Source organism: Collinsella sp. AM29-10AC, from assembly GCF_003469085.1.
Taxonomy (GTDB): Bacteria; Actinomycetota; Coriobacteriia; order Coriobacteriales; family Coriobacteriaceae; genus Collinsella.
The window spans coordinates 29,946-50,637 of sequence record NZ_QSKB01000011.1; the positions used below are offsets into that span (position 1 = coordinate 29,946).

14 protein-coding genes are annotated in these 20,692 nt (G+C 60.7%); 7 read left to right on the top strand and 7 right to left on the bottom strand.

The window, feature by feature from the left end; all coding sequences use genetic code 11:
* Nucleotides 1–334 precede the first annotated feature (334 nt).
* Genes DW754_RS04910 through DW754_RS04920 form a run of 3 tightly spaced genes read left to right on the top strand, consistent with a single transcriptional unit; the run spans nucleotide 335 to nucleotide 4,247 of the window.
* Complete coding sequence (locus DW754_RS04910) at nucleotides 335–2,134, top strand: histidine kinase N-terminal 7TM domain-containing protein (RefSeq protein ID WP_158561611.1); 1,800 nt, start codon at nucleotides 335–337, stop codon at nucleotides 2,132–2,134.
* Between the two features lie 2 nt (nucleotides 2,135–2,136).
* Entirely contained in the window at nucleotides 2,137–3,630 is a 1,494-nt protein-coding gene (locus DW754_RS04915) for a sensor histidine kinase (RefSeq protein ID WP_117758599.1), read from the top strand.
* On the top strand, nucleotides 3,627–4,247 hold the full coding sequence (locus DW754_RS04920; RefSeq protein WP_117758600.1) for a response regulator transcription factor: 621 nt from the start codon (nucleotides 3,627–3,629) through the stop codon (nucleotides 4,245–4,247). The genes DW754_RS04915 and DW754_RS04920 overlap by 4 nt, the downstream gene beginning before the upstream one ends.
* Before the next feature lie 109 nt (nucleotides 4,248–4,356).
* Here DW754_RS04920 and DW754_RS04925 read toward each other — a convergent pair whose 3' ends face one another.
* The 6 genes from DW754_RS04925 to DW754_RS04950 form a co-directional block, all read right to left on the bottom strand.
* The gene (locus DW754_RS04925; RefSeq protein WP_117758601.1) at nucleotides 4,357–5,199 is read right to left on the bottom strand and encodes a hypothetical protein; all 843 of its coding nucleotides are present in this window, start codon (nucleotides 5,197–5,199) and stop codon (nucleotides 4,357–4,359) included.
* An 80-nt stretch (nucleotides 5,200–5,279) separates the two neighbouring features.
* Nucleotides 5,280–6,521, bottom strand: coding sequence for an SPFH domain-containing protein (locus DW754_RS04930; RefSeq protein ID WP_089573532.1), 1,242 nt, complete (start codon nucleotides 6,519–6,521; stop codon nucleotides 5,280–5,282).
* Nucleotides 6,522–6,569: 48 nt separating this feature from the next.
* A complete protein-coding gene (locus DW754_RS04935) occupies nucleotides 6,570–7,892 on the bottom strand; it encodes a hypothetical protein (protein ID WP_117758602.1) in 1,323 nt (440 codons plus the stop codon).
* A 24-nt stretch (nucleotides 7,893–7,916) separates the two neighbouring features.
* A complete protein-coding gene (locus DW754_RS04940; RefSeq protein ID WP_117758603.1) occupies nucleotides 7,917–8,654 on the bottom strand; it encodes a DUF4428 domain-containing protein in 738 nt (245 codons plus the stop codon).
* Between the two features lie 331 nt (nucleotides 8,655–8,985).
* The gene (locus tag DW754_RS04945) at nucleotides 8,986–10,497 is read right to left on the bottom strand and encodes a nucleoside hydrolase-like domain-containing protein (RefSeq protein WP_117758604.1); all 1,512 of its coding nucleotides are present in this window, start codon (nucleotides 10,495–10,497) and stop codon (nucleotides 8,986–8,988) included.
* 267 nt (nucleotides 10,498–10,764) lie between these two features.
* On the bottom strand, nucleotides 10,765–12,102 hold the full coding sequence (locus DW754_RS04950) for a prolyl oligopeptidase family serine peptidase (protein ID WP_117758605.1): 1,338 nt from the start codon (nucleotides 12,100–12,102) through the stop codon (nucleotides 10,765–10,767).
* Nucleotides 12,103–12,592: 490 nt separating this feature from the next.
* Between DW754_RS04950 and DW754_RS04955 the strand changes: the two genes are divergently transcribed.
* Both DW754_RS04955 and DW754_RS04960 read left to right on the top strand, forming a co-directional pair.
* Complete coding sequence (locus tag DW754_RS04955) at nucleotides 12,593–14,020, top strand: PTS transporter subunit EIIC (RefSeq protein WP_117758606.1); 1,428 nt, start codon at nucleotides 12,593–12,595, stop codon at nucleotides 14,018–14,020.
* A gap of 210 nt (nucleotides 14,021–14,230) precedes the next feature.
* The gene (locus DW754_RS04960) at nucleotides 14,231–15,544 is read left to right on the top strand and encodes a DUF4038 domain-containing protein (protein ID WP_117758607.1); all 1,314 of its coding nucleotides are present in this window, start codon (nucleotides 14,231–14,233) and stop codon (nucleotides 15,542–15,544) included.
* Between the two features lie 189 nt (nucleotides 15,545–15,733).
* Here DW754_RS04960 and mgtA read toward each other — a convergent pair whose 3' ends face one another.
* Entirely contained in the window at nucleotides 15,734–18,502 is a 2,769-nt protein-coding gene (gene mgtA, locus DW754_RS04965; protein ID WP_117758608.1) for a magnesium-translocating P-type ATPase, read from the bottom strand.
* A 436-nt stretch (nucleotides 18,503–18,938) separates the two neighbouring features.
* Between mgtA and pyrE the strand changes: the two genes are divergently transcribed.
* Nucleotides 18,939–19,619 carry an orotate phosphoribosyltransferase gene (gene pyrE, locus DW754_RS04970; RefSeq protein ID WP_117736922.1) on the top strand — a complete coding sequence of 227 codons (681 nt, stop codon included), beginning with the start codon at nucleotides 18,939–18,941 and terminating at the stop codon, nucleotides 19,617–19,619.
* Between the two features lie 377 nt (nucleotides 19,620–19,996).
* The gene (locus DW754_RS04975; RefSeq protein ID WP_055250846.1) at nucleotides 19,997–20,617 is read left to right on the top strand and encodes a helix-turn-helix domain-containing protein; all 621 of its coding nucleotides are present in this window, start codon (nucleotides 19,997–19,999) and stop codon (nucleotides 20,615–20,617) included.
* Nucleotides 20,618–20,692: the final 75 nt, after the last annotated feature.

Below are 20,692 nucleotides of genomic sequence, written 5' to 3' on the forward strand. Positions count from 1 at the left end.
GCGTTTTGTTAAAAGAAGTGAAAGCACTCATTGGGGACGTACTTAAATGAGTGCCCGCAGAATGAGAGTGGATAATCTCCCGTTTTTAGCCTGTTTGTGGGCTCAAAGTGGGAGATTATCCACTCTCGTCATTGGTAGTCATTGGGGACGCTCTTAAACGACTAGTCGCTGGCGACGTCCCTCGCCGTCGGCGGATTTTGGGACATGTGGCCCGCTTTTTGGGCCCGCCTGTCGGTACACTAAAAGCACTATGGGTACCCGCGAGCGACATATCGGCCACGCGGCCGCCCGATCCGCACCCGTGGCGGATCCCAGGGGCGGCAGGCTCTTCGCCATGCCGCGATTCCTTGTTGGTATAACACATCAGGTGTACCGTCACCGCGTCTTTGCTATCGCCGGCGCCATCACCGTGCTGTTCCTCATGCTTTTGGCAGTCTTGCCGGCGCTGTTTGCCTCCGACCCCAAGCTTTCCAACGCCGTGCCCGCCTATAGCGAGGTGTCCGAAGAGGTCGTGGATGCGCTCGTCCACTCGAGCTCTCTCCCGTTGCTTGTCGCCGCAATTATATTTTCGATCTGGGGTGTATCGGTCTATCTACGCTGTTTGGACTATGTGTTGCGCCGCCGCCTTGTTGCCGTCGCCACCATCTGCGCCCTCTGGATGATTGAGGTCATCCTCAAATACAAGTCGTTCACACCGTTCTATGCCACCGTGCTGTGGTACCTGTACTACGTGCCCATGACGCTCATTCCGCTGCTCTACCAGCTGTGCGGCCTGCGCCTTGCGGGGCTGGAACAACACCGTGCGGGCCGTCGCTATCGCAGCATCCTGTGGGTCGTGGCCATCCTACTTATCGGTTTTGTGCTCACCAACGATTTCCACCGGCAGGTATTCCACTTTGACCGTGCAAGCGACACCTGGAGCAACGATTACACGTACGGCTGGGGCTATTTCGCCGTCTTAGTGTGGACGGCCTTTAACTTCGTGGCCTTTTTTATCTTGGTGGGCCGGTCCTCGTCCTTTCGCATCCAGCGTTTCTCGGGCACGGCGGCGCTCGTACTGCTGGGTGGCGCATTCTTTGCCGTCTCGTATGCGTTGCGCGTGCCCTGGGCATGGAGGCTCAACTTTTCGCTCGTCTATTGCGTCCTGTGCGTGGTGGCGATGGAAATCTGTCTCGATTGCGGTGTCATTCCGTCGTATCACGACATCGCCGGCATCTTCGACACCTTGCCGCTCGACCTCAAAGTTCTAACGCGCGACCTGCAGGAGGTCTATGCCACGCCGGCGTCAAAGCCAATGCCGGTAGGCGTGCGCGAGGAGTTGCGGACCCAGGAGCACGGCCACGCCCATGCCTTTGCTGTGGCGTCCGATCCCGATGTGGTGTACCGTGCCTTTCCACTGCTGGGCGGATCGGCCCTGCTTGCCCAAGACGTGTCGGATCTCAACGAGCTTAACCGTGAACTGGCACATCGTCGCATGGAACTGCAGCGTCAAAACGAGCTGCTCGCCGCCGACTACGACCTTAAGACGCATCTGGCAGATCAAGAGGCCGAGACCTTGCTGGTCCAAGACGTGGACCAAGCACTTGCCCGCGCGCTCGAAGGGATGTACGACCTGCTGAGCTCGCTGCCACCGTTGACCGACGAGGCGTCTTCGCACGAGCGTTACCGCATGCTGCAGCGCGCCAAGATGCTCGTCGCCTATTGCAAGCGCAAAGGGTCGCTCACGTTGGCACAGCACGGTGAGAGCGGTTTTGATCGCGACCGCATTCAACTCATTGCCAATGAGCTCGCAAGCGACCTGCGCACCATCGATATCGATTGCGCCTCGATTATCGCCATACGGCGCCCGATGCACGCCAGTACGGTAAGCGCCCTGTACGACTGCGTGTATGACTTTGCGTTTTTTGCCTACACCACCGACCATCCGGCGCTTATGTATCACTTGGGCGACCATGATCGGTGCAGCGTCGAGTTGCGTGCCACGCTTTTCTCCAACGACGATGAGGATCTTTCGCAGACACCCGCTGCGCAAGAGCTCGAAAGCGCTTTGCAAGGGCGCAACGTGGCATATCGCCTTGAGGGCGAGCCCGGCCAGCTGCGCATGATCGTCTTGATGCCGCAGGCGGGTGAGTGACGATGCAGATTTCGTTCATCCTTCCCCAAATCGTTGCGCTCGATGTTGTCTTTGCCCTGGCTGCGTGTCTGCAGATGATCCACGTCCCGCTCATCGCATCGCGCCGCTCGTCCTATAACCGTAAGGTGATTTGCGCCTACGAGACGAGCCTTGTGCTTCACCTGATGATTTCGGCGCTCATCTTATTCGCGTCGTCTGGCTCGTATCTGGTGGCGCCGCTTGACGTTTGCGCCAGGGCAATGGGCGGAGTGTTGTGGCTCAATGCCGCGATCTTTGCCTATGGCGTGGTCCTTATGGTGCGCTATCGTCGCCCTGTCATGCTGGCCGAGCTGCTGCTTGTTGGCGCCGTGACACCGCCGGTGGTTTTTGCCATGGGCTCGGTGTGGGCCGTTGTCCTTATCGCAGAGGGAGCGTTCTTCCTGTTCCGTTCCGTCGCGGCGCTCTTGATGGACGTCCGTAACCGCCAGGAGGATATCACCGCGTTCTCGACGATCGAAACCATCAACGTGATTCCCGTGGGCATCCTGTATCTGGACTCGAGGGGCCGTCCACTGCTCATGAACCGCTGCATGCGCAAAAACCTGGTGGAGCTTCATATGCCCACCGACCTAGGCGATATGAGCGGTACATGGAACGACCTGCGCAAGCTCAGCATGCAAATGCCCGGAGGCGGTAAGAACAGCGTGCGGATCAACCTGGACCGCTTTGGTGAGGCGCGTGCGGTGGTCGAGGTTTCTCCCGCCGAGATTCGCCTGTTTGTGTGCGATGGCGTTATGGTCTCGGGCCGTTCGTTCGAGCGCATAATCGGTCTGGATGTGACAGAGTATGCGCATGCGCATGACCGCCTGGCGCAGGCCAACCACCTGCTTGAGCTTGCGGGCCAAGAGCTCCAGGCCCAGATCGAAGAAGTCAAAAAGGTTGCCGACAATGCGGCCTACCTGCGCATGCGTTCCCGCGTGCACGATGTGATCGGCCAGCGCCTGTCCATCCTCCATCGCTATTTGGAGGAGGGGCGCCTGGATGACGAGTCACTCGAGCAGATCGACCCGCTGCTGCGCTCAATCGCTGCCGATCTGCGCAGCGGGGGCGACACCGAACCGGCAGAGCAACTGGGCGATATCGTCCATGCCTTTGGCCTGGTGAGCGTGCAGATCGATGTTGAGGGTGCGCTGCCTGAGGACGCACGTGTCGCCGCCGCCTTTTTGCAGATTATCCGCGAGGCCTCGACCAACGCCACCAAGCATGCACAGGCGCATCGGGTCCATGTGCGCTTGTGGCAGGAGAGGACGGATGCTGACGCCGTCGCGCACATGACGATTTCTAACGACGGGTCCCCGGCCCCCGTATCGTATCGCGAGGGAACGGGTATCCCAGGTATGAGGCATGTCGCGCAAGATCTGGGTGGCAGCCTAGAGGTCCACGCCACCCCGCCCTTTACGCTTACGGTATCCATTCCGCTTAACGCCAACGACACGTCCCAAAGGAGAAGCTCATGATCCGCGTGTTAATTGTCGAAGATCAGGCCATCCTGCGCGAGAGCCTGGCGCGCTCCGTTGGCGACCAGCCCGATATGACCGTCGTTGCCGCGATCGCCGATGCCTCCGAGGCCTTGGGTGTCGCGCTCAAGGAGCGCCCGGACATGATACTGATGGACGTGTGCACCGAACACGATTCAAACGGCATCGTGGCGGCGGCACGCATCAAGGAGCAGCTGCCCGAGTGTCGCATCATTATCATGACAGGCATGCCCGAGATCACCTTTGTCGATCAGGCCCGCGAGGCGGGCGTCGATAGCTTTGTGTACAAGAACGTCGGTATCGACGAGCTGTTCGCCGTGATGCGCTCCACGCTGGCGGGTTACTGCACGTTTCCCAAGCCGCCCGAGAGTATCTTCTCGGGCACGGCGGCCCTCGACGATGTCGAGCTATCGATTTTGCGCCTTGCCTGCGAGGGTAAAAGCCGCCGCGAGATTGCGGCCGAGCTGTTTATGAGCGAGGGCACCATCAAGCGCCGCATCTCGGAGATCCTGAGCAAGACCGGCTACGACAACATCATGCGCCTGGCCGTACATGCGGTGACCGAGGGCAGCATCGTTCCCAACATAGAGCGCTAGCGCTCGTTACGCATCGGCATAAAAGCGACGGGGCCGCAGGATCATTTCCTGCGGCCCCGTCTGGTGTGCGCGGATGTGTCCGCCAATCCGCGGCTGATGTTACGTGCCGTTACGCGATGGTTGCGCTGTAGGAGGCAACGTCCTCGTAGGAATCGGTCAGGTAGGCGTCGATGCCGATGGTCGTATTGACCAGGTCGTCAAGGCTATCGAGCGTGCCGTTCGAGAACGTGAATTCCTCAGTGGCGTTGGTGCCGGGCATCAGGTGAGCCGAGAACCAGGGTTCCTTCATGGTGCCGTTGACGTTGGTCTTGCCGGAAGGAGCGTAGAAGGTCAGGTCCTTGTCGCTCTTGTTGGTGATGTTGACGACAAAACCGATGTCGCCCCACTCGTCCTTGAACTTCTCGGTGATGGTAATGGTGCACAGGTCATCATCGGCAACGGTGACGGCGGGGGAGATTTCAATCTTCTGGACGTCGTCTTCTTCGACGGCCTCATCGATCTCCTCTTCCTTCTCGGCCGCCTCGCGATCCTTCTTCACCGTGCCGGACAGATCCTTGTCGGACTTGGTAAAGACAAGATTGCCGTCATCCTCTTCGAGGATGAGCTTGCCGTCCTTGAGCTTCATGTCATGCGACTCGTCTTCGGCGGTGATGGTTACGGTGGTGGCGTCCTTGGCCTCCCACTTAAGGTCGACAACCTCAAGGAACAGGTCGAGGGAACCCGTGCCGTCCTCATCGAGGATCAGGATGCAGTTGACGCCCCACTCCTCGAGCATATCCATGTACTCGTCGGTTAGCTCTTCGCCCTCCAGGGTTCCACCCGAGAGTTCCCAACTGCCGACGAAGTTGGCCTTGGGGTCTTTGCCGCCGCCGCTGCAGCCCGTCAGGGCAAAGGCGAGCGCAAGGACGCATGTCAGAAATGCGAGTACGGACTTTTTGAACGTTGTCTTCATGGTGTCCTCCTTTATCGAACGAAACCCATAGAAGCAAATGCGGGGGTGGCGGATCCCCCGCCAATTACCAGATAGAGGGGCTAGGGCCTGGGCGTTCCGCAGTTGCTGCAGAACTTGCCGCCGTTTTCGCTGCCGCAGTTGGGGCAGAACCACTTGGCCGGTGCCGGGGCGGGTGCGGGACTGCCGCACTCGGAGCAGAACTTGCCGGTGTTGGTGGCGCCGCAGCTGCAGGTCCATGTGCCGGCCGCGGGGGCAGCGGCAGGAGCCGGTGCGGGAGCGGGCGCCGGAGCCGGCTGCGGGGCGGCCTGCTGCTGTGCCTGGCCGGCGGCGAACAGCTGGCTGGCGTTCATGCCACCCATGCCACCTGCCATGCCCATGCCCATAAAGCCTGCCATCGCGCCGTTGGGGTTGGCGGCTGCCGCGCGCATTGCGTCGCTCTGGGCGCTGGCAATGTTGGCTGCCGCCATGGTGGGATCGCGCATGACTGCGGCTTTCTGCAGGTCCTTGATCATCTGCTCGTCCTCTTGCGAAGCGGCGATGGAGTTGACGCCAAAGCTCACGATCTCGACACCGCGCAGGTCACGCCAGTCGGCAGAGAGGACCTCGTTGAGCGCGCGGGCGAGCTCGGTGGTGTGGCCGGGGATGGCGCTGTAGCGGATGCCCATCTCCGAGATCTTGGCGAAGGCGGGCTGCAGGGCGGTGAGCAGCTCGGACTTAAGCTGGCTGTCGATCTTGTCGCGCGTGTAGCTATCGGTCACGTTGCCGCACACATTGGTGTAGAACAGCAGCGGGTTGGTGATGCGGTACGAATACTCGCCGTTGCAGCGCACAGAGATGTCGACGTCCAGACCGATATTGTTGTCGACTACGCGGAAGGGCACGGGAGAGGCGGTGCCGTACTTGTTGCCGATGATCTCCTTGGTGTTGATAAAGTAGACGCGCTGGTCCTTGCCCGCGTCGCCGCCAAAGGTAAAGCGGCTGCCGATATTGGCGAAGGTCTCCTTGATGGAGTCGCCCAGATTGCCGCTAAAGACGCTCGGCTCGCTGCCGGTGTCAAAGACGAACTCGCCGGGCTCCAGCGCTACCTCGATGATCTTGCCGTTTTGCACCACGAGCATGCCCTGGCCGTCGTTGACGGCGATGACGGAGCCGTTTGAGATGACGTTGTCCTCGCCACGCGTGTTGGAGCTGCGGCCGCCGGTGCGCTTGCTGCCCTTGCAGGCCAAGACGTCAGCGGGCATCGATTCGCAGTAGATAAATTCCTTCCACTGGTCGGCCATGACGCCGCCGGCAGCACCCAATCCAGCTTTCAAGAGTCCCATGGTGATCTTCCTTTCTCGTCAAAGGCCGGGTGGTATTGGTCAGAATGGCTAATCGTCCTTGTTGTCTTTCATGACAACGGTGGTCTCGGTGTGGCTGAAGGTGTCGTGCTTCTCGGTCAGGTCGAGCTCGCCACAATACTCATCGGCGTGGGTGGCCTCGTTGGCTGTCTTGAGCTGGCCTACCAGCAGTACGTCCGCGATGATTACGATGATCAGCGGCGCGACGATGTTGATGAGGATGCCCTCGACATCAAAGGTGAGGTAGTCTGGATCGAAGGCGTTCTCACCCATGAAGAGGATCTGGGAGAGGGCAAATCCGATCACAAAGAACAGCACCGAGGCAATGGCGAGCTTGGGCTTGGAACAGGGGAGCTCGCCGACCATGCGACCGGTCTGGCCGTTCATGGCAAACAGATAACCCTTGCCGTTCCACGAGGTAGAGAGCATCCACACGGGGAACAGGGCATAATCGCTTTCTTCCCAGGTGTAGTCGAGCTGCTTGCTTTCGACCGTGGCGTCGTCATATTCGTCGACGACGGTCTCGCGCAGGGCCGAGATCGTGCTCTCCTCCATGCGGCGCTCGGCGCGCGCCTTGCAGGTTTCGCAGTCCTCGTCGTAGCGGTTGGCGATGTAGCCGGGCATATACGCGACCGAAAACGGGCGCAGCGCGCCGTAGTCAAACGGCTCGATGGCGTCCATGTGGCCGTCGGGCATCTTGGACGATCCGTCGACGGGCACGCGCTCAAACGAGATATTGCCTTTACGGTAGGCGTCGTAGTGGTCGGTGGTCGTGACGGTGCGATCGGATTCCTCGGTTACGGTCTCGTTGGTCGCGTCAAAGTACACTTCGCCGTCAACGCGGGCGCCGTAGAGCCAAAACGGTACGTAGACGCCTTGGACCTCGTCGATGTGGTTGCCGGTGACAAAGCTCTTGGGCAGCAAGATCTTGCCCTTGTAGTGCTCTTTGAGCGCGGCCATAACGTCGTCGCGTCCGAGCTTAAACGGGATCACCAGATCGGGCGAGAAATCTCCCGAGAGCTGGCCGGGTGCCACGGCGGAGTTGCCGCAGTACGGGCAGGTGGTAACGGCGACAGTGCCATCGGACACGAGCTCGGCGCCGCACGACGAGCAGATGTAGCCGGCGTTTTGGGCCAGCTCCTGCACGGCATCGTCGACAGCAGGCGTGGGGGCCGCGGCTGCGGCATCGGCTTTGGCATCTGCCTTGTCCTGGCGCTCGCGATAGAGGGCCTCGACTTCTTCGACTTCAAAACGCGAGTCGCAGTAGTCGCAGACGAGCTTTTGCTCGGCACTGGCAAAGTGAAGGGGGCCGCCACACGCGGGGCACTGATAGTTGACGCTCTCGAAGGCCATGATCGGTCCTTTCCGTGCCGGGTGTTATGCGCCGATAGCGCCGCCGCAGTATTCGCAGCGCCCGCTGGCATCGGGAATGGTGGTGGCTCCGCAGAAGGGGCAGGTGACCGCGGTCTTGGGGGCCTTGGCGGCCACGACGCTGTCGCGCGTCTCCTGGCGCAGCTGCACCAGCGCATCGCGGACTTCGGTTGCCTGGCGCTTGGCCTCGCGGTATTCGATGGAGCCGCGCTGATCGATGGTGGAGTCGTTTACGCGCAGGTTGATCTCGGTAAAGTACGGCGTGTTGACGTGAATGGTCAGATTAAAGTCGTAATCCAGGTCGTAGCGCGGCGGGTTGTAGCTCTCGCGCTCGCCGTCCTCGGTCTCGCGATAGATCTCGGTGCGATGCTCGTCGATATCCATATCGCAGCCGAGTACCTGCGAGAACTCGATGATGTCGGGATTGGCGTCGCGCCAGCGGCTCTGCGAGGTGATGATCAGCAGGCCCGCGTCCTCATCGAGCATGATGTTGGTGCGCCCGGCAGAAAGCGTGCGCGTGGGGTTGAACGACGCCAGGCGCTCGGCGTTGGCCTCGCGGTAGGCGAGTTGCTCACGGATATCGTCCGCGGTGCTGGAGCGATAGCCGTGAAAGTAGGGGGAGAGCTTGCCGGCGCACTCTTTGCACAGGTAGCCTTCATTGATTTTTGTCTTACCTAGAAGTCCCAGCTCGGTACCGCAAATCGCGCACTCTTTCTTCTCGAACATCTTGTCAAAGAAGCCCATGGCTGCCTCCCATCAACTGGTAGCGTGTGTCACTTTTGATGATGGGGGAGTGCGCAGCCTTTCACGATACCCAGACGGCTCAACGAGTCTCCACAACTGGGACACATGGCCCATTTTTCCTACTCATTGGGGACGTACTTAAATGAGTGAAACTACTCATTTAAGTACGTCCCCAATGAGTGCTCGCAGAACGAGAGTGGATAATCTCCCATTTTTGGCCTATGTGCAGGCTCAAAGTGGGAGATTTCCACTCTCGTCATTTGGGTGTCCAAAAATCCCCGCTCGTTTGGCGCCTGGGGACACTCTTTGTCGAATGTGGGCGTCGCCCTTGCTATGCCACAGTCACGGCGACCTGGGCGTAGCGGCTGCAGGGGCGCTCGGCGCGCGTCTGCACGGTGAGGGTGAGCACAAAGCGGTCGCCGGGTCGTGCGTCGGCGGGCACGATGAAAGTGGCATCCTCCGTGCATTCTTGCCACAGCGACAGATCCTGGACGCCTGCATAGCTCGACGGGTCTACGGCGACATCCCAATGCGCATCGAAGCCCCTGCCGTCGGGGTCGACGATGGTCGCCGCAAGGTCGATGCGCTCGCCGGCTGCGGCGCTGCGGTCGGCCGTGACCTCGACAACATGCGCCGGATGCGAGCAGATGGCCGGATCATGGGCGCACCATTGCGCGCGGGCGGCAAAGTCTTCCTGATAGGCACGCAGGTAGGGATTGAGATTGTCGTCTGAGGGCGTGCCGAGGGCGGCAAAACCGGTGGGCGCGTTCGCATCGGGGCGTCCATCAAGAAACATGCGGCCGAGCAGCGTATCGAAGTCGCGGTCGTCGATACCGCGCAGGCCAAACGGAAGCAGCGGAATATAGGTCATGCTGTCGCCTTCGGCCATAAAGTCGCCGCGCTCAAACTGTACCGCGGGCATGCCTTCCAGGCCCCAATCCAGGCGGGCATGCTTGCCAAACTGAAAGCGCTCGGGCTCGTTTTCGTAGACCTTACCATCGCCATAGAGCATATAGCGTGCCATGAGGTGGCCGTTGCCCTGCGTGAGGTTCTGCTTGGGCCAAGGAGCCTGAAACAACGGCAGCGTATCGGGCTGAGCCATCTTGGCGTCGACATAGCCGCCATACATATAGGGCACGCGCCAAAAGATGAGCTCGGGAAAGAGCTCACGCCCATGGTCGAGCCACGAGTTGTCCTGTCCCACGCCATCGGCAACGCCCATCACGCGCACCTTCTGATAGACCTGCTGCTGCACGGCGGGCCACTCGGGCGTGGCGCGATAGCGCTCGGCAATACTCATGAGGGCGCGAACGATCGTATTCATACCACCCCAGCTGAGCAACCATAACGTACGCGGATCATCATCCAGAATCGCCTGCGCAATTACGCGAGACCCCTCAGTTTCCTCAGTCACATCACCCTCAAAGGCAACATTTCCCACAAAGGTGCGCTCGATTATCTGGGCGGGCGTGGGAAACGGCGGCTCACCGGCAGCGGCCGCATTTGCCTGCAACTGCGGCCAAGCCTGGGCATATTCATTGCTCCAGAGGCTCTCAATCCAATGCTCGGGAAACGGACGATACTCACGAAGCTCCCCTGCCAGTGGATCGGGTTCATGAGGCACAACAGCCCACTCATAAGAGCGCCGCCCTTTGGTCCGCCAATGCGAATTCACCTCGCCGAGCGTATGAACCCCATCCCCAAGAAAGTGATACTGCGAAGCCGTATACACCACAGCCTGAACATCAAGCAAGTTGAGATACAGAGCCAAATGAACAAGCGAGTTCATATCATCGACTTCCATATCAGTGGTAACAATCACCCGAGTCAACTTCTGGGACATAGGAACAGCTCCAATCAAAATCAATTCAGCCAGTTACGCGCAAGGCAAGACGGGACCCACGCCCCCATCGCCCGCGACCCGGCGGCCCGCCGGAAGCGGCCGACCAGCGTTTCGAACAACGTTAACTTAGGGGGGCTCTGACCTTTAGCTTTGTAAACATTCCGCAGCGCGAGCCCCGCTTATCCGATGCTCCGAAGGAGCAGGATAAGCGGGGCTCATGCGCGAGGACGTTTACAAAACTAAAGGTCAGAGCCCCCGATGGGATGGTTACCTCGAAACCCTGGCCGACCACTCCCAGCAGCCCACCGGCTCGCCGTCGATGAGTACGTTGCCCCCGTCGAAGTCTTGATAACACAGGTCGTTGAATTGGTGGATCCACACGCCGTGGTTGAACGTCTTCTTGGCCGAGCCGTCGGCCTCGCGATACACGCCGGTCAGGTCCTCGACATGGCTAAAGTAGGTGAGATGCACGTTGGCGCCGGCATCGCGCAGGCGCGCGAACAGCGGCAGCACGGTCTGTTGCGGGTGCACGAGCTCGTCGCCCTTGGAGTGCGTAAACCACAGCGGCGTCTTGGCGAGCGAGGCTACGTCCTCGTCCGTGGCGTTGTACCACGGGGCGCAGCAGGGAAGGCCCGCGGCGAAGAAATCGGGGTAGTCGGCGCACAGGCGCAGGGTCATAAAGCCGCCGTTGGAAAGACCGGCGACCACGATGCGGTCGGTGTCGATGCGGTCGGCATGCTCGGTGACAAACTCATCGATAAGTGCCTTGAGCACGGGGGAGTAGATGCTCTGGTTGGAGTGACCAAGCTGCTCGACGCCGTTGTCCATCCAAAACGTGGGCGACTGCGGCACGAGCACCCAGGCAAAGCCGCCAAAGTAGCGCTGGATCTGCGCCTGGCTGATGGCCGTCACGCGGTTGCCGATATAGGCGCGCGTGGCGCCTTCGCCCTGCGTGGCGCCCTTGCCCTCGCCGGCGCCGTGCAGATACACCACGAGCGGTGCCTTTTGGGGCACGGCCGTGGCCTCGGGCGCAAAGGGGTTGAAGCATGCCGAGTCCTCGGCCTTAAAGCTGGGCTCAAAGAAGCCGTATTCGAGCGCGATACCGTCGACGGCGGTCTTTTGCGTGTCGTTGCTCCAGCCTTTGAGCGCAGGGCAGATATCGCCACGGCAGGTGTCGAAGACCAGGCCGCAGGTGGGATCGTCGCCGTCGTTGCCGGGAAGAGCCGCGAGCTGCGTGATGTGCAACTGGTCATCGAGCATGCGCGAGCCCATGACGCCGCCTTCGATCTTTTTGGTCAGGCGCTGCTCGGCGACCTCGAGCGCCACATGGGTGCCCACGGCGAGCTTACGTCCGTTCTCGTCGCACGGATATGCGGCGAGAATGTCGATGTAACCCACGGAGGGCGCGGCATGGTCGGCGCCGCGTTCCTTGCGCATCAGAACATCGCCCGAGCGCTCGTGACGCTCTACATATATATGGAAGGTGTTCGCGTCGATGTCGTTGGCGCGCACGGTGCAGGGCAGGTCGAGTACGACCTTGCTGATCCAGGGGCCAAAGTCGCCCAAGGTGGTGACGGTTGCGTAGGTACACAATTTGAGTTCCATGAGCTGCCTCCCTTGCGCCGCGAATGCCTGGCATCTGCGGCAATACAAACTAAACATGTTTAGTGTAATCTAGAATTGAAGAATAACCAGATGAACTCGGTAAACGGCAAAATTGAACACGTCGTGAACTACTAAACGTATGTTTACTAGCTTCTAGCAGGGATTCTGTTGATGAGTTAACAGATCAGTGAGGTGTTCATCAAAATAAAATCCCACGTAAATGGCTATATATCAATAGAGGGTCAAAGAGACCATCTCCCGCCATTCAAATACGTTCACCCCCGATTTCCTACCGTTCACCGGACTGTAGACGGCAAAATTGCCATAAATTCGGCGCTCCGTGTAAACTAAAGCCCGTAAACGTTCAGTAAACACCTTGTTTACAAAAGCGTATCCAAGGGTCCGGCAACCGTAAGGGGTTATAGTCGCCGGGCCAAAGGCGTGCCTAAGCCCAAGGGGGCTGGCACACGAAGATATGGGGAGGGGTCCCATGGCAGTAGATAACAAGCAGATTGCCACCGATGTCCTCGAGCTCGTGGGCGGTGCGGAGAATGTTTCCGTTGCCACCAACTGCATGACGCGCCTGCGTCTGACGCTCAAGGATAACAGCAAGGCCGACGTGGAGAAGATCAAGAAGGTCAAGGGTGTTCTGGGTTGCCAGTTTGCCGGCAGCCAGCTCCAGGTCATCATCGGCCAGAACGTGCCCAAGGTGCTCGCCGAGTTCGTCGCCATCTCCGGTGTCAAGCAGGGTGAGGCCGTCAACGAGAACCTCGATGCTCCCAAGGAGAAGTTCGAGCTCAAGAACCTGCCCAATATCATCCTCGACTATCTGTCGGGCTCCATGACCCAGCTCATCCCGCTGCTCATGGCCGGCGGTCTGTTCCGTACCATCGCGGCCGTCCTCGGCCCCACCATGCTCGGTGTGCTCTCGGCCGACGACCCGACCTATACGTTCCTCTACACCACGCTGTACGAGGCCACGTTCACCTTTATCCCCATCTACCTGGGTTATGCCGCGGCTAAGAAGCTCGGCGCCAGCCCGGTGCTCGGCATGCTGCTCGGTGGCGCCCTCATGGCTCCTTCCGTGGTGAGCGTCGCCACCCAGGAGGGCGGCGGAATCATCTCCGTCTACGGCATCCAGATCGCCGCCGCCAACTATCAGCAGTCCGTCCTGCCGATCATCCTTTCGGTGCCCGTCCTCTACTTCATCGAGAAGTTCTTTAAGAAGGTCATGCCCGACGTGCTCTCCACGGTCTTCACGCCGTTCTGCACCATGATCGTTACCATCCCCATCGCCTTCATCGTCCTCGCCCCCATCGGCAACGAGATCGGTACGCTGATCGCTAACGCGCTCTTCGGCCTTGCTGACCTTGGCGGCATCGGTATTCTGATCGTCATGGCCGTCCTCGGCGCCTTCTGGCAGCTCTTCGTGGTCTGCGGCATGCACATGCCCGTCATCCTGCTCGCCCAGGTTCAGATCATCGCTGCCGGTTACGATCCCTTCGTCTTCGTTTCCACCAACTGCGCTATGGCCGCCGTCTGGGGCTGCGCCTTCGGTGCCTTCCTCAAGATGAAGAACCCCGACGAGAAGTCTCTCGCCATCGGTTACGTCATCTCCGCCATCGCCGGCGGCGTCACCGAGCCCGCGCTCTTCGGTATCCTCATGCGCTTCCGTCGCACTATGCTCGGCATGTTCATCGGCGGTGCCATCGGCGCTGTGTTCTCCGGCCTCATGGGGGTTACCTACTACCTCGCAGGCGGTGCCTCCAACTTCCTGGTCTTCACCAACTACCTGCAGGGTGGCCAGATGAACACCGTCTGGGCTATCGTCGGTATGGCAATCTCCTTTGTCATCGCCGCTGCCGTCGTCTTTGTCTCCGGCTTCTCCAAGGAGGAGCTCGCCGAGATGGAGGCCTAAGGCCAAGCCATTCGGTCGCATAAGACCTCACCTACACGACAGGGCCCCGTCAGGCGCAAGCCCGGCGGGGCCCTTCTTGCAAGGTAGACTGATTGGGGGCGCGTGGCGCCTACTCGCCGGGGCTTGCTAAGCGCCAGGGGCTTTCGCGCGGGGTTACCGCGAAAGAATCTGCCGGTTCGCAACTCCTTTATCAAACGAAAGGACATGCAGATGAGTTTGGGAAAACTGACTGTCAACAGTCGCCAGGACGGCTTTTTGTGCGAGGGCAAACCGTTCTTTTGGTTTGCCGATACGTGCTGGAGCGCATTTACGAGCATCGCCGAGGACGACTGGGACTACTATCTGACCCGCCGTGCCGAGCAGGGCATGAACGTGCTGCAGGTCAACACACTGCCGCAGTGGGATCGCTGCTGCCCCGATTTGGGCATTTGGCCCTATGCCAGCGAGGACGGCGTGCACTTTGATTGGTCCCGTCCCAACCAGGCGTACTGGGACCGCGCTGCTGCCATGTGTCGCGCTGCCGTCGAGCACGGCATTCGTCCGGCACTCGTGCTTATGTGGTGCAACTACGTGCCCGGTACCTGGGGCGCCAAGATTGCCGAGCATTGCGGTGCCGAGGTTATGCCGCGCGAGGAGGTCCGTGCCCACGTTGCCCGCGTCGTCGAGAACCTGGGTGAGTTCGACCCCGTTTACGTGGTGACAGGCGATACCGACTTTACCAGCGACGAGGCGATCGCCTATTACGAGGATGCCCTCGACGAAGTCGTCAATCGCGCGCCCGAGGCGTTGCGCACCATGCATATCAACCGCGGCAACCGCACCATCCCGGCACGGTACCTGGACCGCTTGGACTTCTACATGTTCCAGCCCGGCCACAACTACGAGGGCCAGCCCGAGGCTTGGCACTTGCCGCAGGACTTTATCGCCAACTATCCCAAAAAGCCGATGGTCAACTCTGAGCCTTGTTACGAGCAGATGGGTGCGTCGCGCAATGTGTACTGGCGCTTCACCGCGCAGGACTGCCGCGCGAGTGTGTGGTCGTCGATCCTTGCCGGCGCCAGCGCGGGTGTGACCTATGGCGCGCACGGTGTTTGGAACTGGCAGACTAGCAAGAGCCAGGGCTCGGTGTTGGGCGAGGGCTTCGATATGCCGTTCCGCTGGCAGGAGTGTCTGCAGTTTGCGGGCGTTTGGGACTTTGGCGCGATCGAGCATGTGCTTGCCGGCCTGGGTGCTACGGCTGGCGACGACGCACTTGCCGTGGTTCCGGCGCAGGAGCTCCTCGATGACGCGCGCGAGGCCATTCGTGTGGCGCGCGTTGGCGATCGCGTCGTCACGTACCTGCCGCGCACCACGGCGCTCAAGTTTAAGCTCGACGGCGCGCGTGGCTGGACGGCGACGGTTCTCGACATGGAAGACAAGCGCGTCGCCAAGCTGCCCGTTCGCGACAACGGTGACGGCACCGTGCGCGTGGCTCAGCATCCCTTTGAGCACGACGCCCTGGTGATCCTGACCCCTGGGCGCTAACGGCTCTTCTCCAACATTTACAACCCAGTCCCTTTCATAAGGCTGCGACGGAATGGTTCCTGCATGACGGCTTTAAGCTGTCAAGGGGAGCCATTCCGCCGCACTCATTGGGGACGTGCTTAAATGAGTGGTTTAACTTGAGACGGGACTTTTTGACCGCCTGATGGGTCGCGCGCCACAATTCGGGCGCTACAGTAGCTCGCCGTGGCGGGCGATGTAGCGGCGCTTGACCAGCTGGGTGAGCGCGATATAGGCGGTGACGATGCCGACGAGCAGCGCGAAGAAGCTCGGCGGCAGCGGCATGAGGCCCAGCGCATCGGCGACGGGGCTTGCCGGCAGCCAGGTGACGAGCGCCAGGCCCAGCACGGTGAGGGCGCACAGCGCGGGCGCGGCGTGGTCGCGCGCGCTCGGCAGGCGCGGGGAGCGCAGCATGTGGATCACGAGCGTCTGTGACCACATGGACTCGACAAACCATCCGCTCTGGAAGAGCGCCGCAAAGGCCGCCATGTCTGCGACGTTGCCCGCGGCGGCAAGCTCTGCCCAGCTCGCGCCCACGGTTGCGGGGCACACTACAAAGAAGAGCGCGGCGAAGGTCGCGATGTCAAACAGCGAGCTCATGGGGCCCAACTCGAGCATAAAGCCCCTAATGGACGCGGCATCCCAGGCGCGCGGGCGGGCAGTCCAGGCGTCGTCGACGGTGTCCCACGGCAGCGCGATGCATACGATCTCGTAGACGAGCGACAGCAGCACCAGCTGCAGGGCGCTCATGGGCAAAAACGGCAAGAACAGGCTCGCGACGGTCACGGACAGCACGTTGCCGAAGTTGGAACTCACCGTGGTCTTGAGGTACTTGAGCAGGTTGCCGTAGGTGCGACGGCCTTCGATGGCGCCGCGCTCGAGCACGCCCAGATCCTTCTGAAGCAAGATGATATCGGCGGATTCCTTGGCGATGTCGACGGCGGAATCGACCGAGATACCGCAGTCGCTCGCGCGCATGGCGGCGGCGTCGTTAATGCCGTCGCCCATAAAGCCCACGGTGTGACCGAGCAGCTCGCGCATGACGCGCACCAGGCGCGCCTTCTGCAGCGGCGAGAGTTTGGCAAAGAGATGAGTTTTCTCAGCGCGCTCGGCAAGCTCGGCGTCGTCGAGCGCATCGATCTCGGAGCCCAGCAAGACGTTACTCGCGTCGATGCCGATCTGCTCGCAGACGGTGGCGGCCACGCGGTCGTTGTCGCCGGTTAAGACCTTGACCGCCACGCCCTTGGCCTCGAGGGTGGCGACGGCGCCGGCGGCACTTGCCTTGGGCGGATCGAGGAAGGCCAAAAAGCCCATCAGCACCATGTCGCACTCGTCAGCGATGCCAAACTCGCCCACGCAGCGCGGATTGGTCTTCTGCGCCACGGCAATCACGCGCAGGCCCTCGGCGTTGAGCCCGGCTACCTGCTTGCGAATCTGGGCGAGCTTATCTTTGGTAAGCGGCTGGGCGGCACCATCGACCTCGACAAAGGAGCAGATCTCGAGCATTTCCTCGGCAGCTCCCTTGGTGACCATCTGGGTTTTGCCTTGGGCGTCGGCGACAACTACGCTCAGACGACGGCGCGAGAAATCGAAGGGCACCTCGTCGACCTTGGTATAGCGGTCGCGCAGGCTCTGGCCCAGCATGGAATCGGGTGCTGCGGCCGAGGGCGTCACATCGGCGCGGTCGATGACGGCCAGGTCGATAAGGTTCTTGAGGCCGGTCTGGAAGAAGCTGTTCAAAAACGCATGGCGCAGCACGCGCGCGTCCTCGTTGCCGTCGGTGTTGAGGTAGCGCTCGAGCACGATGCGGTCTTCGGTGAGGGTGCCGGTCTTGTCGCAGCACAGGACGTCCATCGCGCCGAGGTTTTGGATCGCCGGTAGCTCCTTAACGATAACCTGGCGACGGGCGAGGTCCTTGGCGCCCTGCGACAGGCTCGAGGTCACGATGACGGGGAGCATCTGCGGCGTGATGCCCACGGCCACGCTCGTGGCGAACAGCAGCGCGTCGATGACGTTGCCCTTGGTGGCGACGTTGATGGCAAAGACCGCCGGCGCCATAACGAGCATCAGGCGCACGAGCAACATGGAGACGCTCGAGACACCGCGGTCAAACGCGCTCTTCTCGCCGCGCCCGTTGAGCATCTTGGCGATGCCGCCCAGGTAAGTGTCCGAGCCGGTGGCTACGACAAGTGCCATAGCGGTGCCGTTTTGCACGGAGGTGCCGGTAAAGACGATGTTCTTGCAGGCAGAGAGCGGCAGCGCGGAGCTGTCGGCACCCTCGGCGACGGTGATGGCAGCGGTCTTTTCGACGGCCTCGCTCTCGCCGGTGAGTGCGGACTCGATCACAAACAGGTCGCGCGCGGTGATGATGCGGGCATCGGCCGGCACCATATCGCCGGCAGAGAGACGGATTACATCGCCGGGGACGAGCTCGTCAAAGGGGATCTCGATACGCTCGCCGTCGCGCAGGGCACAGCAGGTGTTGGAGGCCAGGTCCTTGAGGGCCTCGGCCGCATTGCCGCTGCGGGCTTCCTGGATAAACTTCATGCCGCCCGATACCAGCAGCATGATGCCGATGACGATGACCGTGGAGGGGTCGCGCTGGGGCTCGGGCACGGCGAGCACGTCGATGTAGAGCGAGACCAGTGCGAGCGCGGCGAGGATGCCGGCGAAGGGGTCGATGAACGCGTCGGCGATGCGGCGGGCGAGTGTCTTGGTCGGCGCCTCGATGGTGTTGGGGCCGACGGCGTCTAGGCGCTCGGCGGCGTGCTCGGTACCGAGTCCGCCAGCCCTGGCGTCAAGCAGCACGAGGGCGTCCTCGGCGCTATGGGTGGCGGCGAATATGGTGTTCTTGGACAGGCCGGTGTGAGCGGCAGGGCGCGCCGTGCGGCGGCGCTTGGAGATGACTTCGAGTACCGTAGCGGTTTTGAGCATCAGCATAGGGTCCTCCTTGTTGAAGGGAGTTAGCGTACGTGTCGTATGTGCTTTAAAAACCTAGATGTCGCTCACGTCATGCTCTCGAACCGCCACAAAGGGGACAGGCACCTTTGTGGTGGTTTTGACGATCGGTTCGTGGCGCTTATGCGCGTGCGGAATCCTCGCGGCGTGCCGAGGGCGACATGCAGGTTTTTCGACTATGACTGCCTTCCATGGCACACCTCCTTAAGGCCGGGCGCGGCGCGCTTTGGGTATCTCGTACCCGTTTTAATCCGCCCGTATTTTTGATGAGGGGGTTTGCCGTGTCAACCCCTTTGTTTGGAAAACCATTGCCCCTGACAAAGCCTTTACAGAATGCTGAGGCCCCAAAGCGCGCCCGCACCGACGCCCTGCCTGCGCTAAACTGGAAGGCACGTACGCGATTACGAGAGGAGCCCGCATGGAGGCTTACAAGCAAGAGTTCATCAAGTTTATGGTTGAGTCCGACGTCCTTAAGTTCGGCAGCTTTACGCTCAAGAGCGGCCGTCAGTCCCCGTTCTTTATGAACGCCGGCGCTTACGTGACGGGCTATCAGCTCAAGAAGCTGGGCGAGTATTACGCCCAGGCCATCCACGATAACTTTGGCGACGACTTTGATGTCCTGTTTGGGCCGGCCTACAAGGGCATTCCCCTGGCCGTCGTGACCGCCATCGCCTACCACGAGCTGTACGGCAAGGAGGTCAAGTACTGCTGCGACCGCAAGGAGGCCAAGGACCACGGCGCCGACAAGGGCAACCTGCTGGGCTATGAGCCCCAGGACGGCGACCGTGTGATCATGGTCGAGGACGTCACCACCAGCGGCAAGTCCATCGACGAGACCTATCCCAAGGTCAAGGCTGCTGCCGATGTCGAGATCAAGGGCCTGATCGTGTCCCTCAACCGCATGGAGGTCGGCAAGGGCGGCGTGACCACCGCGCAGAAGGAGATCGAGGCCAAGTACGGTTTCCCCGTCGCGAGCATCGTCTCCATGGCCGAGGTCGTCGAGACCCTTTACAACCACGAGATCGACGGCAAGGTTGTCATCGACGACGAGCTCAAGACCGCCATCGACGCCTACTACGAGCAGTACGGCGTCAAGTAGGTTCCGCCGTTCTACCGAACGGCGGACCGGCCGACGCTGCGCGCTGCCCAGGACGACAATTTGTCATTCAAAAGGCAAGGCATGACCAAAAGGTCTATGCCTTGCCTTTTTCATGCCAACTTGTTCGTCCTGGACGTCGCTCGCTGTCGTTGCCAAAACATCGGGGCTCTCGCTGCCGTTGCCCAGTCATTGGGGACAGACATAAATGAGTGGTCATTGGGGACGTTCTTAAATGACTACTCAGGATGAGCGTCCAAAAATCCGCGCTCGTTCGATTGGCGCATGTCTACGCAGCGTAGGTTGTCGAGCCTGGCCTTCAAATGGATACTGACTGTCGAACCGGTTCACTCCATTTCTTCAATTTGATTGGACAGCCCATGAACCAGACACGGCAAACCAATGCTTCCCATACTTTTTTGGCAGCGCATGCCATCAAGCAGCTGCGCGAAGAGCGCGGCCTCACCCAGCGCGCCCTGGCGGAAAGCCTTGGCGTGACCGATAAAGCCGTCAGCAAATGGGAATCCGGCCGCGGCCTTCCCGACATTTCCCTCGTTGAGCCTTTGGCCCAGAGACTCGGCATAAGCGTGGCTGAGCTTTTGGCTGGTGACATTCGGGCCAACGCCAACCGTGCAGGCAATATGCTCAAAGGCGTCTTTTACGTTTGCCCTATCTGCGGAAACGTTGTGCACGCGCTCGGAGAAGGCAGCTTTAGCTGCTGTGGCTCCACGATGTTTCCCCAGGAGGCCGAAGAGCCGGACGCGGACCACGCCTTTTCCATCGAGCGCATCGAGGACGATTGGTACGTCACGCTCGATCATCCCATGACCAAGGATCACTACATTAGCTTTGTGGCATATGCGACTATGGATGGCATCTGCTTTAAGAAGCTCTATCCAGAGCAATCGGTGCAGCCGCGCTTCCATATTACCGGGCGCGGCAGGATATATCTTTACTGCAACCAACACGGACTCTTTACGTCGCTGACGCCTCGCAAATAACGGCTTTCTATCCGCCCTCCTCATGCGTTCCCAGGGGACCCAAAATGAGCGTGGATAATCTCCCGGTTTTGGCCT

Coding starts and splice junctions, on each gene's coding strand:
- mgtA (WP_117758608.1), bottom strand. CDS start 18,502: ATGCTGATGCTCAAAACCGCTACGGTACTCGAAGTCATCTCCAAGCGC.
- DW754_RS04945 (WP_117758604.1), bottom strand. CDS start 10,497: ATGTCCCAGAAGTTGACTCGGGTGATTGTTACCACTGATATGGAAGTC.
- DW754_RS04915 (WP_117758599.1), top strand. CDS start 2,137: ATGCAGATTTCGTTCATCCTTCCCCAAATCGTTGCGCTCGATGTTGTC.
- DW754_RS04925 (WP_117758601.1), bottom strand. CDS start 5,199: ATGAAGACAACGTTCAAAAAGTCCGTACTCGCATTTCTGACATGCGTC.
- DW754_RS04975 (WP_055250846.1), top strand. CDS start 19,997: ATGAACCAGACACGGCAAACCAATGCTTCCCATACTTTTTTGGCAGCG.
- DW754_RS04940 (WP_117758603.1), bottom strand. CDS start 8,654: ATGGGCTTCTTTGACAAGATGTTCGAGAAGAAAGAGTGCGCGATTTGC.
- DW754_RS04920 (WP_117758600.1), top strand. CDS start 3,627: ATGATCCGCGTGTTAATTGTCGAAGATCAGGCCATCCTGCGCGAGAGC.
- DW754_RS04935 (WP_117758602.1), bottom strand. CDS start 7,892: ATGGCCTTCGAGAGCGTCAACTATCAGTGCCCCGCGTGTGGCGGCCCC.
- pyrE (WP_117736922.1), top strand. CDS start 18,939: ATGGAGGCTTACAAGCAAGAGTTCATCAAGTTTATGGTTGAGTCCGAC.
- DW754_RS04955 (WP_117758606.1), top strand. CDS start 12,593: ATGGCAGTAGATAACAAGCAGATTGCCACCGATGTCCTCGAGCTCGTG.
- DW754_RS04930 (WP_089573532.1), bottom strand. CDS start 6,521: ATGGGACTCTTGAAAGCTGGATTGGGTGCTGCCGGCGGCGTCATGGCC.
- DW754_RS04960 (WP_117758607.1), top strand. CDS start 14,231: ATGAGTTTGGGAAAACTGACTGTCAACAGTCGCCAGGACGGCTTTTTG.
- DW754_RS04910 (WP_158561611.1), top strand. CDS start 335: ATGCCGCGATTCCTTGTTGGTATAACACATCAGGTGTACCGTCACCGC.
- DW754_RS04950 (WP_117758605.1), bottom strand. CDS start 12,102: ATGGAACTCAAATTGTGTACCTACGCAACCGTCACCACCTTGGGCGAC.